Annotated in this window: 11 protein-coding genes; 5 read left to right on the forward strand and 6 right to left on the reverse strand. The window is 51.1% G+C overall.

Annotated features, from left to right (window positions below; genetic code table 11):
• Position 1 precedes the first annotated feature (1 nt).
• The 5 genes from HB364_RS15280 to HB364_RS15300 form a co-directional block, all read right to left on the reverse strand.
• Complete coding sequence (locus HB364_RS15280; RefSeq protein ID WP_167289094.1) at positions 2 to 1,189, reverse strand: DUF4374 domain-containing protein; 1,188 nt, start codon at positions 1,187 to 1,189, stop codon at positions 2 to 4.
• A 14-nt stretch (positions 1,190 to 1,203) separates the two neighbouring features.
• Positions 1,204 to 3,357, reverse strand: a complete 2,154-nt coding sequence (locus tag HB364_RS15285) for a TonB-dependent receptor plug domain-containing protein (protein WP_167289095.1) — start codon at positions 3,355 to 3,357, stop codon at positions 1,204 to 1,206.
• The gene (locus HB364_RS15290; RefSeq protein ID WP_167289096.1) at positions 3,354 to 4,274 is read right to left on the reverse strand and encodes a hypothetical protein; all 921 of its coding nucleotides are present in this window, start codon (positions 4,272 to 4,274) and stop codon (positions 3,354 to 3,356) included. The genes HB364_RS15285 and HB364_RS15290 overlap by 4 nt, the downstream gene beginning before the upstream one ends.
• A 1-nt stretch (position 4,275) precedes the next feature.
• Positions 4,276 to 4,746: a glycine-rich domain-containing protein gene (locus HB364_RS15295; protein ID WP_167289097.1), complete on the reverse strand. Its 471-nt coding sequence runs from the start codon at positions 4,744 to 4,746 to the stop codon at positions 4,276 to 4,278.
• A gap of 464 nt (positions 4,747 to 5,210) precedes the next feature.
• On the reverse strand, positions 5,211 to 5,546 hold the full coding sequence (locus HB364_RS15300; RefSeq protein ID WP_167289098.1) for a hypothetical protein: 336 nt from the start codon (positions 5,544 to 5,546) through the stop codon (positions 5,211 to 5,213).
• Between the two features lie 85 nt (positions 5,547 to 5,631).
• On the opposite strand from HB364_RS15300, the gene HB364_RS15305 reads away from it, so the two are divergent.
• Both HB364_RS15305 and gap read left to right on the forward strand, forming a co-directional pair.
• Complete coding sequence (locus HB364_RS15305; protein ID WP_167289099.1) at positions 5,632 to 6,546, forward strand: NAD(P)/FAD-dependent oxidoreductase; 915 nt, start codon at positions 5,632 to 5,634, stop codon at positions 6,544 to 6,546.
• Positions 6,547 to 6,762: 216 nt separating this feature from the next.
• Complete coding sequence (gene gap / locus HB364_RS15310; RefSeq protein ID WP_167289100.1) at positions 6,763 to 7,752, forward strand: type I glyceraldehyde-3-phosphate dehydrogenase; 990 nt, start codon at positions 6,763 to 6,765, stop codon at positions 7,750 to 7,752.
• Between the two features lie 14 nt (positions 7,753 to 7,766).
• Here the strand turns inward: gap and HB364_RS15315 are convergent, their stop codons facing one another.
• On the reverse strand, positions 7,767 to 8,816 hold the full coding sequence (locus HB364_RS15315) for an alpha/beta fold hydrolase (protein WP_167289101.1): 1,050 nt from the start codon (positions 8,814 to 8,816) through the stop codon (positions 7,767 to 7,769).
• A gap of 194 nt (positions 8,817 to 9,010) precedes the next feature.
• On the opposite strand from HB364_RS15315, the gene HB364_RS15320 reads away from it, so the two are divergent.
• From HB364_RS15320 to HB364_RS15330, 3 genes are all read left to right on the forward strand, one after another.
• Entirely contained in the window at positions 9,011 to 9,382 is a 372-nt protein-coding gene (locus tag HB364_RS15320; RefSeq protein ID WP_167289102.1) for a DUF2784 domain-containing protein, read from the forward strand.
• Between the two features lie 61 nt (positions 9,383 to 9,443).
• Positions 9,444 to 13,679 (forward strand): two-component regulator propeller domain-containing protein, encoded by a 4,236-nt coding sequence (locus tag HB364_RS15325; RefSeq protein WP_167289103.1) that lies wholly within the window; start codon positions 9,444 to 9,446, stop codon positions 13,677 to 13,679.
• Between the two features lie 401 nt (positions 13,680 to 14,080).
• Complete coding sequence (locus HB364_RS15330; protein ID WP_167289104.1) at positions 14,081 to 17,350, forward strand: SusC/RagA family TonB-linked outer membrane protein; 3,270 nt, start codon at positions 14,081 to 14,083, stop codon at positions 17,348 to 17,350.
• The last annotated feature ends 4 nt before the right edge of the window (positions 17,351 to 17,354 follow it).

Raw genomic sequence — 17,354 nt, forward strand, 5'->3', positions numbered from 1 at the left:
ATTACTGTAGTAGTTTGTCGAAGCCGCTGCAGGGGCCTCCGGTGAGGGTAACCTTCTTGCTCACGTTGCCATTGGCAAGCTGATAGCTGTACAGGCTGTTCTCTGTTTTGTTGGCCAGGGCAAAGACGAGCTGGTCATTGCCGTAGCGACGCATGGTGGCGCCATTGGAGCCGTACACATCGGGCAGGTTGCCCAGTTTGCCGGCGCTGGTCTTCTGTACCACATCGAGCTTGTAAAAGCTGTGTGACGGGCCATTGATCTCATAAGAGTCGCCGGGTTTCACGAGGGCGAGGGTGAAGGCCAGGCCATTGTCGAACAGTGATACGCCACGGCATTTGTAACCGGTGGCAGCATCCAGGTCGAAGAACCAGGAAGGATCAAAATCAGCTTGTCCTTTTTTGATGCGCAGGATGCCGCTGGGGCGGTTGGTATAACCGAGGCCCGCTACATAGATATCACCATTCTTGTCGATGGCAAAGGAGTTGTATGCGTCGAACACGCTGCCGGTGCGGTAGTCTTTGATCAGTTTTTCCAGTTTGGCGGTGGCAAGGTCGATCACGGCCACGTAGGCAGTGTCATTGTATTTCTCCACGAAGCCGGCGCCTTCATAGAATACGCCCATGAACAGTTTGCCGTCGCGGGCTTTCATGCCGAGGTAATACATCACAGGCGCTTCTGCACGCAGGATGGAGGACAGGTCGATCTCTCCTGTGCGTTCCATCGTGGTGGGATTGAATTTGATCACCTTGGCCAGGCCGCCTGCCACGGAGGCATAGGCTTCGGCAGGGCTTACAAATTCAACGGTGCTGTAGGTTTTGGCGCCGGGCACTACCAGTTCTCCCACTTTGGTAGCCTTGCCGCTTTTATCAAAGGAATACTTTGTCATGGTAGCAGGCGAGTTATACACGCTGGCATAGGCAGCACCGTTGTACACCAGCATGCGACCATTGCCGGTGAGCTCGGTGGCGTTGCCATTGTCCAGCGAGGCGGTGTCGAAATTCGCCAACCCCTGGATATAAGTGGTCCTGGCGCTGCCGGTACCGGCTACCAATGCAATGGCGTATTGGTTGGCATCTTTGTTAACGGGTTCGCCGCCGTTGTTCTTGTCTTTGCTGCAACCGCTCGCAGCCACCAGGGCTATCATGCCGGTAAGAGAGAGCGTTGCTGCCAGTGTTCTGTTACGTTTCATTTTTTGAGTTGCTTTTATTGGTCAATGAATATTCTGCCTTTGAGGGTCCAGGCGCGGCCGGGCAACTGCACGTTGAAATTGTCGTACACCCGTGCATTGCCGAGGTTGTGCACTTCGAAACTCAGCGCTGCCCTGTTGCCGGCGAGTGCATAGCTGATGCCGGCCTGCTGCACGAATTGCGTAGGGATGACGGCTTTGGTATCGCCCCGCCCGTCGTTCGACCAGTAGAGGTAAAACCAGTTCACGTAGTTGATGCCATACCAGCACTGCAGGGTATGTTGTTTACTGAACAGGTTGCGGCGTGTCCATTGGAGTTCGCCATTGGCAAACAGAAAAGGTTTATTGGGCAGGCGCCGGTTATAATAGCGGTCATCAATATTGCCCGTATTCTCTTTATCAGATTTGTTGATGATGTGCTGGAAAGTGCCATTACCCCATAGGGATAGTGAAGGGGTGAACTGGTAACTGGCTTCTGCTTCGATACCGGCCGACAGGGCTTTGAGCAGGTTGCGGTATTGTGAACTGCGCGGCGAGGCCTGCAGGAAAATGATGTTGTCGGTAAGCCGGAAGAAACCGGTGAGCCCGGCTGTGAAAGCCGGCCGGGTATACTTCGCCATGAGGTTGAGGTTGTGGCTGTTTTCCGGTTGGATGGAAGGGTTGGCCCTTACCAGACTAAAATCGCCAAACACCTCCATCTCATCCGGTAGCCTGCTGGCATATTCGTAGGATAGTTTAAAAAGTAAGTTCCTGTTCAAAAGGTATTTCAGTGCTTCGCTTATGCCAAATTGTTGTTTCGACTGTCCGGCGGGATTGAACACCATGTTGTCGATCGTAAACCCCGTTGCGTGGTACCAGTAATATTTGAGGGAGGTAGTGCTGGTGAGGTGTGGTGCGAACTGATGTTGCCAGGCCAGTCCGGCCGTATTCTTTTGCATCTTTACGGTGTGGCCGTAAAAGTCCTGCCCGTAATATTTTTCCGCAATGGTATCTTTTCCCTTGCGGGTAAAATACGTGCTGGTGAGCGAGAAGCTGAATTTATTGTTGCTGTCGGCCGCATAATCCAGTTGCAGCCTGCCTACGAGGTTGCAGGTGGTGAACAGCAGATCGGTGCGCGAACTGGCTATTTCTCCATAAGCGATCCTTCTTTCATATACTTTTCCATCCCAGGTATACGCATTATACGAGGTATCGAGGAAGTGTTCTTTGATCTGACCTGCATTGCCATAGAAGGACAAATTGAGCCGTGGCAGTACCTGTTGTTTTACATAGCGTATACCGGCATTCCAGGTGTGTTCGTTGCGGATCACGGCGCCGTAGGGTTCCATCATCACCAGGTTGTGCTGCACGTCTTTGTCCATGCCATAGTACGATGCATGGATGCTGAACAGGTCGGCCCAGTTCTTTTTCAGGATACCAACTTCGGCATTGAGCTGGTAATCGCGGTAGCGGTCGTGAAAGCGTTTTACCTTTTGAGGTTTTGGATTGCCCAGTTGATCGGGCACATCGGCGGTGATGGTGTAGTTGTTGTCGCTGTAATTGTAGAAGCCACCTGCCTGCAGGAAGAAGTGATCACCCAGGCCTTGGTAGGTATTCACGGCTGCCTTGTGGGTGTTGAACGAGCCGATGCTGTAGGAGGCATCGGTATAGTTGCTGAGTTGCTGACGGGTAACGATGTTGATGGCGCCCCCGAGGGCATCGCTGCCCAGTTCGATGGGTACTACGCCTTTGTATACTTCAATACGGTCAATGGCGTTGACCGGGAAAATATTGAGGCGGTTACCGGCGCCGAGGAAGTCGGCGGGAATGCCGTTGATAAAGAACTTCACCTGCCGGCCGCTAATGCCATTGATGGAGAAGTCGGCCTTGCTGCCAAGGCCGCCATCCTGGCGCACCCGTACACCGGGGCTTTGATTGATAAGATTGAGCGTGGTGGCTGGCCTGTTGTAATATTTCTTTGCGTCGATCACGGTGACGGCGCGGTTGGATTGCTGCAGGCTGCCGGCGGAGGTGGTGCTCACCTGTACAGACTTTAATTCGGTAGCAGGCTTTTTCAGCGTGTCCTGCCGGGCGGATGTGGCGGTTGTATTGGTTGCCGGTGATTGCGCCTGACTGTTGTGCCATAACAATACGCCAACCAGCATGGGTAATATGTAATATAGTTTGTTCATCGTATTTCGGTGATTAGCCCATGGGCGATCATTTCATCATAGCTGTTGTTGTCTGTTTCGCGCAGTTGTATGGCGCTGGTCATTCCGTCTGCCGCTTCCCATATTGCCCGTTGCGGACCGGTGAGCCGCCAGGCTTCTTCTCCTTCATGGGGCAATACATAGGTTACCGGTTCTCCGGTTTCTTCCTTGTGTAAGGCGTGGTATTGCTGGTTGCGTAGTGAACGCGGCTGCTGCCAGGCATGCAGGGGAATCGTGATCCTTTCTTCGTTGTACACGAGGAATATGCTTTTGCCGGCGGTGTTTACAGCATGGCTGTCGCCAGGGGCGATATAAAATACTTCGAGGTTTTCGGGCCGCTGATGTTGGCCTGCGGCATAGGTAATGAGTTTGGCCGGCACAGGTTCTGCGCCAGGATTGTGGATATTCACCTCACCCGCGGAATAGGTGGTGATGTCGAGTTGTTCTACATAGAAGAAGTCTTCTGCGGCTGTACCTGAATGTTTGAGCGATCCGTTGAGGTACATTTCCGACAGCAGGGTGTATTTGCCGGGCGGAGCGCCGGGCGGAACGGACCAGGTAAAGTAATAGTGCCGGCCGTTCTGAATATTGGTCAGTATTTCCACGAGCTTCCCGCGTGGTTGTTTTCCGGCGAGGTAGGAGGCCAGTACCAACAAGGGCGTGTGCTTGTTGAGGTATTGATACGTACCGCTTTGCTGCAGACCGGGTGGGGCAGGAGCCGCCGTGGAGGGCAATAGCAGCACAGGTTCTTCAAAAAGCATATACGTTTTCCCATCGGGCGTGTGGATGCCAATACGCACGTACGGGCATACAGCCGATTCCATCGCGGGCGGAAGGGTGAGGTTCCAGTGGATGGTGACGGCACTGCCGGCAACGGTGCGTTTGGGAAAGATGCTCATGTCAGTTTTTTCGAAGGTTTTTGATGGTTTGTTTACTGTATTGTGCGGGATATTGCTGAAACCACTTGACCACGGTATCGCGGCCCAGTTGGTCGTACGTGATGGACATGAACGTGGCCAGTTGATCATGGAATGCTTTCCTTGCGGCGGCTGCATCGGCGGCCAGTTCCTGCCGGTGCTTTGTTTTGGCGGCTTTGGAAGAAGGCGTGTGGTGCAGGTAGCCTCCGAAATAAAAAGCGCAAAAGTCCTGGTACTCTTTGGTGAACAGGATGAAGTTGTGCCACATCTCATCCACGATCAGCAATTCATCCGGGATGAATACGCCCGGCTGCCGGCAGATGAAGAGGAATTTCTTTGTTTCCGTGAATATGTCTTCCGCTTCGGCCTCCGTTACTTCAAACAGGTCGGTAAAGCGGGATAGTACATCTTCATTCCTGTATTGTAAAAGTTCAGTAAGCGTGGTAGCGCTCATGGCAGTAAAGTTTTAAGTGTATAAACAGCGGAGGTCAATGCCTCCGCTGTTTTTTTACGACAGACTAACCATTAATCCTGGGTGCCGCAGCAATGGCTGCCGCCGCAGCAATGTGTGCCGGTCCCGGTCCATTCTCTTTTTTCGATAAGGGAAGCAATGAGTGCATCCTTGTTGATGATTTCCATAGTGAAAATGTTTAACTGTTAATGCCTACTATTTTGAAAGAGGTGTTCGGCAATTTCCTCTGTTGCTATAGCAGCACGGGTACCTCGTGCCTAAACAGCAATGCGGTATACGGAGCGTGGCGTGCTCCGGCTGAATGAAAAGGGAAGTAAAAGGATGTTGTAAATGCCGCCTGCGGTCATGCGAGCGGGTGAACGTTAACAGGGGACATACATGGCAGACATTGCCTGCATGGATTTACAGGGCCAGGCAAAGAACGGTATTGCGCAGTGTGTCCGGTCTTATGCGCTGGGTGGGCCTCTGACCTCAATAATGAATAAGCGATCGGGATTGATGGAAGTAAGCAGCCTGCTGTAAGTGGGAGCAATGTGTACAGGCGCTATTACCAGTTGTATTTCGCCGGTGAATGGTGTGTCTTTGGCGAGCTGGAATTCGCAGATCGTACAGGCGCAATGGATGGGACCGTTTTGGCTAATAACATTTTCTTGTTTGCAAAGCGGTCCGTGGCTGTTCGAAGCGTGTGTATGCAGCACTTTGGTGATATGCACCAACAACATCACTGCCATGAGCAGCAGTGCGATCAGTTGCCTGGTATGTGCATGCCTTGTGCGATACATGCAAACAAAGATAGGGGAATTTGCATTGAATGCAACTGAGTTGTAATTTTATTTTTACAAGAACAGTTCAATTAAATCGTCAGTGATGGAAGTTTTTGATTATGAAGTAGCTGTCGTGGGCGGCAGCCATGCCGGCCTGGCGGCGGCGCATACGCTTGGCAGAAGTAAACGCAGTACGATCGTATTCGATACTGGTAATCCGCGCAACAAAGCTGCCAGCCGGTCGCATAATTTCTCGGCTCATGACGGGACTTCTCCTGATGCGTTACGTTCCCTGGCACAACAACAGTTGCAACAGTTTCCGCATGTAAGGTACTCACAACAGCCAGTGACGGAGATATCCATTTCCGGAGCAGGTTACCGGTTGACTGTAGACGAACATGATACCGTCGAAGTACGCAAGGTTATATTAGCCACCGGCGTTACAGATCATCTGCTGCCCATTGAAGGGTTGATTGAATTGTGGGGCAACAAAGTGTTTCATTGTATTTACTGCCATGGCTGGGAGGCCAGGGACCAGCCGGCGCTTGTACTGGTGAAAGGAGCTATTGCCTGGGAGGTGGCCATGACCATCAGTCAATGGAATAGCCAACTCACCTTTTTGCTGCATGGTTCGGCTATAGAAGACACTGCTAAAAAAGAGCAACTACTGCAAAGAGGATGGAAGCTTGTTGAAACCCCTGTTGTACGGGTGATTGAACAGGAGGGTGAAGTAGTGGCGTGGCTGGCCGATGGACAAGTAGTCTCCGGACCGGTTGCTTATTCCAAACCGGTGCGTGTACAGTTTAACAATGAACTGGCCGGCATGCTTGGCTGTGAAATGAGTAAGAGTGGGTCGGTGCTGACGGATGCCGGCATGCAGACTTCCGTGCCCGGTGTATTTGCCTGCGGTGATCTTTCTCATCCGGGCTATCACCAGGTTTCCGAAGCGATCAGCACCGGCCATAAAGCGGCAGCTTTTTGCAATAACCAGTTGTGCATGGAGGATTTTGTGAAATGATGAATTACTCAAATGGTATGCTGGCAGTGCTGTAATGTTCCGGACTTTTACAGGTATTAAAACTATGGTGAATAAGAATCGTAGGCTTTTTTCTACAGGGGGATTGGCATGTAAATTAAACAATTGTGGTTCAAAAATGGTTGTGTATAAGACTGCCTGTAACTAACACCTGTTGGTGGCAGGCCTGATTTACTCACATTTAAAAAATTGAATACCATGAAGAAAATTGCCATCAATGGCTTTGGAAGAATTGGCCGGGCTTCCCTGAAGATCATCCTGGAAACTCCTGACCTGGAAGTAGTAGCCGTGAATGACCTGATGGATATAGAGAATGCAGCTTACCTGTTGAAATCCGATACCGTATATCGCCGTTATGAAAAAACGGTAGCCATTGAGGGTGATACACTGGTTGTTGATGGTAAAAAAATCAAATATTTGTCGGTGAGGGATCCGAAAGACCTGCCCTGGAAAGCATTGCAGGTGGAGGTAGTGATTGAAAGCACCGGCCTGTTCACAAAAAAAGAAGATGCGGATAAACATATTCTGGCCGGCGCCAACACAGTGGTCATGTCGGGCCCTACCAAAAGCAAGGACGTGCCAACAGTGGTGCATGGGGTGAATACCGAAGACGGGCGTACCCATATCTTTTCCTGCGCCAGTTGCACTACCAACAACATCAGTCCACTCATTGAGATCCTCGGTCGCCGCATCGGCATCAAAAAAGCCATCCTCAATACCGTACATGCCTATACTGCTTCCCAGACTTTAGTAGATGCGCCTTCCAAACGCGAGCCCAGAATGGGCCGCGCTGCCGGTATGAACCTGGCGCCTGCTTCTACCGGCGCCGCCATTGCCACGACGAAAGCCTTACCGCAATATGACGGAAAATTTGATGGCGTGGCTATCCGGGTGCCGGTGATGGTAGGCTCTATTTCCGATGTTACCTTCATTGCTGAAAAGCCCACCACGCCGGAAGAGATCAACAACATTCTGAAAGAGGAAGCGCAAACTGACCGCTATAAAAAAGTCATTGCAGTCAGTGAGGAACAGTTGGTATCTTCCGATATCATTCAAAGTTCCTATGCTGCTGTAGTTGATCTTGAAATGACCCGGGTGGTGGACGGGGACCTGGTGAAGGTGATGGCCTGGTACGACAATGAATGGGGGTTCACCAACCAGATGATCCGCCAGATACAGGAATTGTGAGCATAATCCTGTTATCACCTGGCATAACCGGCTGCTTCCACAATGGCGTCGGCAAAAGTTTTCGGCGCTTCCTGCGGAAGGTTATGACCAATGCCGCCAGTGAGGGTATAATGCCTATACTTACCGGTAAACTTTCCTGCATAGGCTGATGGGGCAGGGTGCGGAGCGCCGTTAGCATCTCCTTCCAGCGTTATGGCAGGTACGGAAATTACGGGTGCCGCAGCCAGCCTCTTTTCCAGGCTATCATATTTAGCTTCGCCTTCAGCCAGGCCAAGGCGCCAGCGGTAATTGTGGATCACGATGGCCACATGATCGCTGTTGTCAAAAGCAGGGGCAGACTGTTCGAATGCAGCATCATCGAAATGCCACTGCGGGGAGGCTGTTTGCCAGATGAGTTTGGCAAACTCGCGACGATTCGTCTCGTAGCCCAGACGGCCACGCTCCGTAGCAAAGTAAAACTGGTACCACCAGGATAGTTCTGCTTTGGGCGCCAGCGGCGACCTGTTCACCGCCTGGCTGCCGATCAGGTAACCGCTCACACTCACCAGCGCTGTAACGCGTTCGGGCCACAGGGCCGCTACGATATTGGCAGTACGGGCTCCCCAGTCGAAACCGCCAATGATAGCTTGCTTAATCTTCAGCGCATTCATGAGGTCGATCACATCTACTGCCAGGGCCGACTGTTGTCCGTTGCGTAATGTCCCGGCATCGAGGAAGCGGGTGGTGCCATAGCCACGCAGGTAAGGTACAATCACCCGGTACCCTTTGTCCGCCAGCAGCGCCGACACTTCGGTATAACTGTGTATATCATACGGCCAGCCATGCAATAAAATTACAGGTGTTCCATTTGCCGGCCCGGCTTCTGCATAGCCAACGTCCAATACTCCTGCCCTGATCTGTTTGATGTGTGCAAATGATGCGGGAACTTTATTACTCCCGTTGTCCACAGGGGTACCGGTATTGTCTTGCGCTTTTGCGGAATGTATGCCACCCAGCAATGCGGTGCTGAGGGTGAAGGCGACGGCAGTAAACAAGTGACGACAGCCGGTATTTTTTGCGTTCATGATCTATGTTTTGAGTGATTTGATGGGGCAAAGATGTTTCGAAACAAAGTATTGGTTACGTAAAATCCCCCGAAGCCGGCATATTCAGGCGTGGGTTGGACAAATTGGGGGTGGGGTGTGCGTATTAGGAGGTATCTTGCAGGAGGAGTACTAATGATGCATGGGGAAAGATTCATGTACTTAAATCTTAATGGATGCTTCCTTTTCTGGATATACTGTTTACAGTATTACATCTCCTCATTATCGGGTTTAATTTATTCGGATGGATATTTCCCGCCACCAGGAAACTTCATTTTATTTTCATACTGATCACTGCCTTCAGTTGGTTTATACTGGGCATCTGGTTTGGTATGGGGTATTGCCCTATTACCGACTGGCAATGGCAGATAAAAGAGAAGATGGGGGAGCGCAATCTTCCGGGCTCGTTTATTACCTATTTCGCTAATAAAATTACCGGCCGTTCTTTCAGCGATGCTTTTATTAACCAGGTAACGTTGATCAGCTTTATAGCGGCTGCTTTGCTTTCCGTGTATGTTAATTTCTTAAGGCGGAAGAGGAGGCGGTAGGCTTCCGGCTTCCACATTCAATCCCTGAATCAACAGAAATTAACCCTAAATTTGGCCGCGTATGTATAGATACATTGCTTGTTTACTGGCTATCTTTTGCAGTCAGTTACTGGTGGCGGCCGATAATCCCCGGATTATCCGGCTGGGAGTGGAAAAGGGATTGTCCAACAATTCTATACGCTGTATATACCAGGACAGGGATGGCTTTTTCTGGTTCGGTACTTTTGATGGACTTAACCGCTATGATGGTTATGAGTTTAAAGTGTTTCGCAATAAGCTCAACGATTCACTGTCGCTCCCACACAATTATATCTCCTCCATTCACCAGGACCCGGAAAAAAATATATGGGTAGGCACCGGTCAGGGGCTTAGCATCTTCAATAGCCGCACCTCGAAGTTTTCACCGGCTTACTTCCTGCCCGGCGGTAGCGGCAGGCGCGAAAAGATCACCGCCAGCATAGACAGGGTGGTTTCAGACGCCCAGGGGAATATATTTATTGCCACGCATGGGAGAGGGTTGATGGTGCAACTGGCCGGGACCCATACAGCTATACGGATCCCTTTAAAAACAGGGACAAAGCAACAGTTTGATTACAGTGTGACCGCAGCGATCGATGATCAACAAGGCATCTGGCTCTTCGTGGAGGAGGTGGGACTGCTAAAGTGGGACCCTGCCACGAAACAAATGCAATTGGTGAGCGGTGCGGTAAAGTTTGCGAACAATATCGTGCCCGACAACCAGGATAATATTTGGATCGGTACGGCAAATGGTTTGCACAAATATGCCATTGTACCCGGCGCCTATGTAAAAACGTACAGGGCCGCAAAAGACGGCTTAACATCAGACAATATCGCCTCCCTCGCATTCGACAAAACCAGGAAGCTGTGGATCGGAACAGAAGGTGGCGGCATCAATGTGCTCGATCCTGTAACAGGCGAGGTGACTTATATATTGCCCGGCGAAAACAGTCAGTCACTGTCCAGTGAGTCGGTCACCGCCATTTATCACGACAACGAATCGAGGCACTGGATGGGCACCCTCAAAGGAGGGCTGAATATCATTGACCCCCGCATCAGCCAGTTTCAGACAGTGGCCCACGATCCCGTGAACCGCAATAGCCTCGTCAGCAATTTTGCCGCCTGTTTTTTTGAAGACGAGAACGAGCAACTATACATCGGCACCGATGGCGGCGGCATGAGCATCTGGGACCGGAAAAGCAACCGCTTCCGGAACTACCGGCATGACCCGGCCAACATACGCTCGCTGAGCAATGATAAGGTCACCAGTATACTGGAAGATCATCGCGGGCAGATCTGGATAGCCACCTTTGGCGGCGGCGTGAATAAGTTTGACAAAGCATCCGGCACATTCCGGCGGTACACCTGCTACAACGAGGCCGTTGGGGTGGAGAATGCCAATGTCAGGAAACTGTACCTCGACCGGGAGAACAAGCTCTGGGCAGCTACCTTCGGCAATGGTAAATTATATCGCTACAATGAAACCGCTGACCGGTTTGAATTATTCGACCAGTCGTTGTTCGATCTCGTCTCCTTCCTCGAAGATGATCAGGGAGCCATGTGGGCCGGCGATTCCTACCGGTTGATCAGGTTGGACAGAAGCCATCAACAACACCGTGTCTTTGCCATCGGAAAGCCGGTAAGGGCCCTGTGGAAAGCTGCGGATGGTAAGTTTTGGGTCGGCACAGAAGGGGCGGGGATACTGTTGTTCGATCCGGTACAGGGAAAGGTCGTAGCCCATTATGCCGACGACGAGGGCTTGTGCAATAATTCAGTACTCAGCATGTTGCAGGACAAGGCCGGCAACCTGTGGGTAAGCACCTTCAATGGGCTCTCCAGCTTCAATCCCCAGCTAAAAACATTTACCAACTATTACCAGGGCGATGGCTTGCCCAGCAACCAGTTTATGTTCCGGGCTGCCCTGCATTTGCGATCGGGCGAAATGGTGTTTGGCAGCATCAATGGATTTGTGCTTTTCTATCCGGAAAAAATCGCGCCGCGCAAATTTATGCCGCCGGTGCTGGTGACCGGCCTCCGGGTCAACAACAAACAGATAGGAGAAGAAAACAGGTATGTCAACAGTATTACCGACAACCACATCAGCGGTTTACGCATACCCTACAACGAAGCAGTGCTGTCGGTCGATTTTGCGGCGCTGGAGTATACCTCTCCCGGGAAGATCTGGTACGGCTATTATCTCGAAGGATGGGACAAGGGCTGGAATTATACCAGCAATATCCGTACGGCCAATTATACCAACCTCCGGGAAGGTGATTATACCCTGCACATCAAATCGACCAATGCAGCGGGCGAATGGAATCCCAGGGAGACGATACTTTCCATCAGCATACTGCCGCCCTGGTACCGCACCTGGTGGGCGTATACGCTTTATGCCTGCCTGGCGGGCGGATTGTTGTACTTATATATAAGGTATAAATCCAGGCAAACACGCCTCGAATACGAGGTGCAGATAGCCCGGCTGAATGAAGAAAATGAACGTGCTGAAAGAGCAAAAAGCCAGGCCCTGCTGGGATTGGAAAAGGCCGAACGTCAGCGCAGCGAAGCGGAGCTGGAATTGGCAAAAGCCGAAAAAGCAAAAGGGGAAGTAGCGCTGGAGGCGCAACGAGTGATCAATGAAAAGGAGCGGGACCTCAATGAAAAGAAAGTGGCTTTCTTTACCAATATCTCGCACGAGTTCAGAACACCGCTCACCCTGGTGCTGAACCCGATCAAAGACCTGATCAAAAATAAAGAGCTGGGAGAAAACGAAGCCGACCTGCGGCTGATATACCAGAATGCCGGCCGGATGCTGCGCCTGGTAGATCAGTTACTGTTGTTTCAAAAGGCCGATAGTGAACTGGACAGGCTGAAGATCTCTAAAATTGATCTCACTGCGCTCATTAAAGAAGTGTATGGTTCCTTCACCCAGTTGGCCCATGCGAAGAAGATCGACTACCAGTTGCACCTGGAGGAACCTGCATTGGTGATGTATGCCGACCGGGAGAAACTGGAGATCATTTTGTATAACCTGCTGTCCAATGCTTTTAAATACACGCCCAATGAAGGGAAGGTCATTGTCAGCGTAAAGTCAGCCGATGGCCATGCACTGATGGAGGTGAGGGATAGCGGGCCGGGCATCTCCGCGGATGCACGCGAAAAGCTATTTGAAAAGTTTTACCAGGCCAGCACGGCCAAAGCGGGGTTTGGCATAGGGTTGTTTTTGGTAAAGCACTTTGTGAACGCTCATAAGGGGACCATTAATTATACCAGTGAAGCAGGAAAGGGCACTGCGTTTTTCGTAGAAATGCCCCTGGGCGATGAGCACCTGGCCAGCCAGGAGATCATGGAGGAAGCTGTGACCACCACTTCTATCCTCGAAGAATTGCCGGAACCGGCAATACTGCCGGAAGCAGACGATCCGGATCTTCAACAGGCACATAATCCGCTCACCACAGAAAGCCGGAGTATCCTGGTAGTGGACGACAACAGGGAGATACGGCTATACATCCGCCACTTGTTCAAAGATCTGTATGCGGTGTATGAGGCGCAAAGCGGCGAAGAAGCCCTTGCCCTGGCGAGCCAATACCTGCCGGATGTGATCATCAGCGATGTGGTGATGCAGCCCATGTCGGGCATCGAGCTTTGTCAAAAGATCAAAGGCGACCCCGCTTTGGGGCATATCCCGGTGATCCTCCTTACCGGCAACGCTTCTACAGAAGCCAGGCTGAGCGGGGTAGAGGGTGGGGCTGATGATTATATTGCCAAGCCTTTCGACCGGGACCTGCTGATAGCCCGGGTGGCCGCCCTGTTGAAAAGCCGGAGCAACCTGCAGAAGTATTTTTATAATGAGATCACACTCCAGGATAATCCGTTAAAGATCTCCTCCGACTACAAGGAGTTTTTAGACAACTGTATCGCCATTGTGGAAGCGCATCTCGACGATGACCAGTTCTCCATTGTCACCCTGGCGCGGGAGCTGGGCATGAGCTATGCGAAAATGAACAAGAAGATCAAAGCCGTTTCCGGACAGCCGGCCAATGCTTTTGTACGGTTCATCCGCCTGCGCAAAGCGGCGGAGCTGTTCATCAATACCAACTATAATATCACTGAAACAGCTTTCCAGGTGGGCATCAGTGACATCAAGCATTTCCGGAAACATTTCACCAGTCTCTTCGGTATGAAGCCCTCTGCCTACATTGAAAAGTACCGCCGGAACCTGGGCAAACAGTACAATCTCAATGAGAAGATCATAAAGAGGGACGAATCTGCCACCCAATAAGGCTATTTCATTGAATATCAATCGTCACTATCTTTCGTGGCGTAAATTTGTAGTACCCTCAAGTGTAAAATTGCCCCCTTTTTATCAAAATCGCCCCCCTACCTGCCCGTTTACTTCCTGCTAAATTGTGAAAGAATTAACACTGGATTGCCTTCTTAAAAACCCCTAAGCAGGGCGTAGAAAACTGCTTGCGTATATGAAAAAAGTAAACCGATCGACACGTCGTCCGTGGCTCTTTGGCCATCTATTCGCTTTTTACTCACTTTCCCTTCCTCCCTGATCAACACAGATCACAACATCTTAAACAATCAGAGACAGGCCCCAACTGCCGGGCTTGCTCCTAACAACAACTGCGGTTTCAACTAAACTGACATTAACACTTGAAAATAACTATACGCTTTATGAAAAAGCTACTGACTCAACCACAAGGAGTGATCGCCCTGGTGTTTACTGCTTTGTGTTTGTTACCCCTGACCATGCTGGCCCAAAACCGCCCCGTTACCGGCACTATTATAGATGCCACCACCAACCAACCGGTGATAGGCGCTTCCATTACCATCGGCGATAAAGCTGCGGGGACTACTTCCAATGGAGAGGGACGTTTTTCCCTGGAAGCTCCCGTTAATGCTACCCTGCATATTTCTTCTTTAGGTTATACGGCACAAACTATTAAAGTGCCTGCCAGCGGCGATATCTCCATAAAACTAGAGCCCAGCAAGGTATCCCTGAACGAAGTAGTGGTCATCGGGTATGGCTCGGCGCGGAAAAAAGACCTTACCGGCGCTATTACCCAGATCAAGCCCGATAAGCTGGCCGATCAGAATCCCAATACCGTGCAGGACATCCTGCGGGGAACACCGGGCCTAAGCGTTGGCCTCGATCCTTCTGCTAAAGGCGGCGGTGCGATACAGATCCGCGGTCAGCGTTCAGTATATACTGAAGCAGGCCACAACGATCCCCTGATCGTTTTGGATGGTATGATCTTTTACGGCGAACTGTCTGAGATCAATCCCGATGATATTGCCCAGATCGACATCCTGAAAGACGCTTCGGCAGCTTCTATCTATGGAGCTAAATCAGCCAATGGCGTACTGATCGTTTCCACCAAAAAAGGGCAAAAAGGTAAACCCAGAATTAGCTTCACCTCCAGCCTGGGCGTTACCACTATGGGAGCCAACAGGCCGGTATTTGGTCCGGAAGGCTATATGCAATACCGGGAAGACTGGTACACAGCCGCCACGTATGGGCTCAATACAGCCAACAATCAATATGAAGCCTACCAGGTACCGCAATCGGGTTGGGGCACGAATAAAAGACCTGGATTTTATGCCCGGCCTACTGAAGCCAACCTGACCAAATACGGTATCACGCTGGACGCGTGGAGAGCTTATACCAGCAACAACTCCGCCAACGACAATGAGGTTTGGGCAAAACGGCTCCTGTTGCAGGACACCGTGCTGAACCGTTTTCTCGGCGGACGCACTTTCGATTGGTATGACCAATCTTTCCGCACCGGCATCAACCAGGATTATAACATCAGCGCATCCGGCGGCACCGATAATATGAACTATTACATGTCACTCGGCTACCTGAGCAACCAGAGCGCTGTGAAAGGCGATGATTACAAAGCCATCCGCGCCAACCTGAAAGTGGAAGGCAAGATCACCAAATGGCTGGAGATTGGTGGAAACGTCAACTTCCAGAACCGTACCGATGGCAACCTGGCGGTAGACTGGAACAAGCAGATCGTGAACAACGCGCCCTTTGCTGCCTACAGGAACGAAGCTACCGGCGCCCTGCTGGCCAACCCTATGGGCAGAGCAATGGTCAACAATTTTGGTTATAACTACGACTTCGACCGTGGTTACCGCGATCTTGACAAAGGTTTCACCGTATTCAATGCGATCCTGAACACCAAGGTGAAGTTACCTTTCAATATCACTTATTCATTCAACGCTTCTCCGCGTTTCCAACACTTCCGTGACCGCTACTGGGAATCTGCCAACCACCCCGACTGGAGAACGACCAATGGTCTCGTGAACCGGGAACAAACGGTGCGTTTCGACTGGTCGATCAACAATACCCTTAACTGGGAACAGACTTTTGCCGCCAAACACCGCGTGGCAGTGACCCTTGTACAGGAAGCAGAGAACCGCCAGTTGTGGACCGACCGTGTGGAAGCCCGCGACATCAAGCCCAGCGACGCCCTCGGATTTCATGAAGTATTTTATGGTAGTAAGGACAGGAGCAGCTATGATGCCAACGACGTGAAAGAAACGGCCGATGGTATGCTGGCGCGTGTGTTCTATTCTTTTGACGAACGTTATATGATCACCTCTTCTGTACGCCGTGATGGCTATTCTGCATTCGGTACCTCCAATCCGCGTGCAACCTTTTTCTCCATTGCAGGCGCCTGGACGTTCACCAACGAAAGCTTCTTCAACTGGAAACCCATGAGCTCCGGTAAGCTGAGGGCTTCCTGGGGACAGAATGGTAACCGCTCGCTGGCCGATCCTTACCTGGCCATTGCCAACCTGGGCGCCGGTGCAGGAGCCACCATGGGCTACCTCGATGCCAGTGGCAACCTGGTGCAATACAGGTACCTGTCGGTGAGCCGCCTGGCCAACCCCAACCTCAGTTGGGAGAAAACAGAGTCGTTCAACGTTGGTCTCGATTTCGGCTTCCTGAACGACCGCATCACCGGTAGCGTTGATTATTATATCACGCCCACTGTGGATATGATCATGAACCGTTCACTGCCTCAATTCTCCGGCGTGTCCAGTATCACCACCAACCTCGGTAAGGTGGAAAACAAGGGTATTGAGATCACCATCAACTCACAAAATATCAGGACCCGTGATTTCTCCTGGAGCACCAACTTCGGATTCTCGAAGTATAAGAATGAGATCAAACACCTGTACTATGTATACGACAATATCCTGGATGCACAGGGTAACGTTATTGAAGTAAGAGAAAGGGACGACCTCGCCAACGGATGGTTCATCGGCCAGCCGATCAGCGCTATCTGGAACTACAATGTGGTGGGTATCTGGCAAGCCAATGAAGCGGCCGAAGCTGCTAAATATGGTCAACGTCCTGGCGATCCCAAGGTGGCCAACAATACGGCCAACGATAAGGTAAATCCCGACGGCAGTACGACGCCTGCTTACGGCGATCCCGACAAGCAGTTCCTGGGACAAACAGCTCCGCCGATCATGTGGTCGGTAAGGAACGACTTTACGTATAAGAATTTCAATTTCTCCTTCAACATCTATTCTTATTGGGGGCACAAGAGCCTGAGCAACATTTACCTCAACCAGGATAACGGAACCTCGCTGGTGACCAACCTGGCCAACGCCTACGAGAAGGATTACTGGACGCTTGAAAACCCCAGTAATGTGGTAGGACGGTTGGATGCAAAAGGTCCTTCCGGTGTAAACGCTCCCGGAAGATTATTCGACCGCTCTTTCATCAGGCTCGAAAACGTAACGTTGGGCTACCTGCTGCCTAAAAACCTGCTGTCGAAAGTGGGCATAGACAAATTCAAAGTTTTTGCCACCGTTCGTAATGTAGCGGTATGGAAAAAAGATAAGAACTGGGATTACTGGGATGTTGAAACAGGTGGAATGGCTCCCAGGACCTATACTATTGGATTAAATGCTAACTTCTAAACGA

The sequence above is a fragment of the Paraflavitalea devenefica genome (assembly GCF_011759375.1).
GTDB lineage: Bacteria > Bacteroidota > Bacteroidia > Chitinophagales > Chitinophagaceae > Paraflavitalea > Paraflavitalea devenefica.

What these genes read in the sequence shown, in the direction of transcription:
- HB364_RS15320 (WP_167289102.1), top strand. Translation starts at nt 9,011, where the DNA reads ATGCTTCCTTTTCTGGATATACTGTTTACAGTATTACATCTCCTCATT.
- HB364_RS15325 (WP_167289103.1), top strand. Translation starts at nt 9,444, where the DNA reads ATGTATAGATACATTGCTTGTTTACTGGCTATCTTTTGCAGTCAGTTA.
- HB364_RS15315 (WP_167289101.1), bottom strand. Translation starts at nt 8,816, where the DNA reads ATGAACGCAAAAAATACCGGCTGTCGTCACTTGTTTACTGCCGTCGCC.
- HB364_RS15295 (WP_167289097.1), bottom strand. Translation starts at nt 4,746, where the DNA reads ATGAGCGCTACCACGCTTACTGAACTTTTACAATACAGGAATGAAGAT.
- HB364_RS15330 (WP_167289104.1), top strand. Translation starts at nt 14,081, where the DNA reads ATGAAAAAGCTACTGACTCAACCACAAGGAGTGATCGCCCTGGTGTTT.
- HB364_RS15300 (WP_167289098.1), bottom strand. Translation starts at nt 5,546, where the DNA reads ATGTATCGCACAAGGCATGCACATACCAGGCAACTGATCGCACTGCTG.
- HB364_RS15305 (WP_167289099.1), top strand. Translation starts at nt 5,632, where the DNA reads ATGGAAGTTTTTGATTATGAAGTAGCTGTCGTGGGCGGCAGCCATGCC.
- HB364_RS15285 (WP_167289095.1), bottom strand. Translation starts at nt 3,357, where the DNA reads ATGAACAAACTATATTACATATTACCCATGCTGGTTGGCGTATTGTTA.
- HB364_RS15290 (WP_167289096.1), bottom strand. Translation starts at nt 4,274, where the DNA reads ATGAGCATCTTTCCCAAACGCACCGTTGCCGGCAGTGCCGTCACCATC.
- gap (WP_167289100.1), top strand. Translation starts at nt 6,763, where the DNA reads ATGAAGAAAATTGCCATCAATGGCTTTGGAAGAATTGGCCGGGCTTCC.
- HB364_RS15280 (WP_167289094.1), bottom strand. Translation starts at nt 1,189, where the DNA reads ATGAAACGTAACAGAACACTGGCAGCAACGCTCTCTCTTACCGGCATG.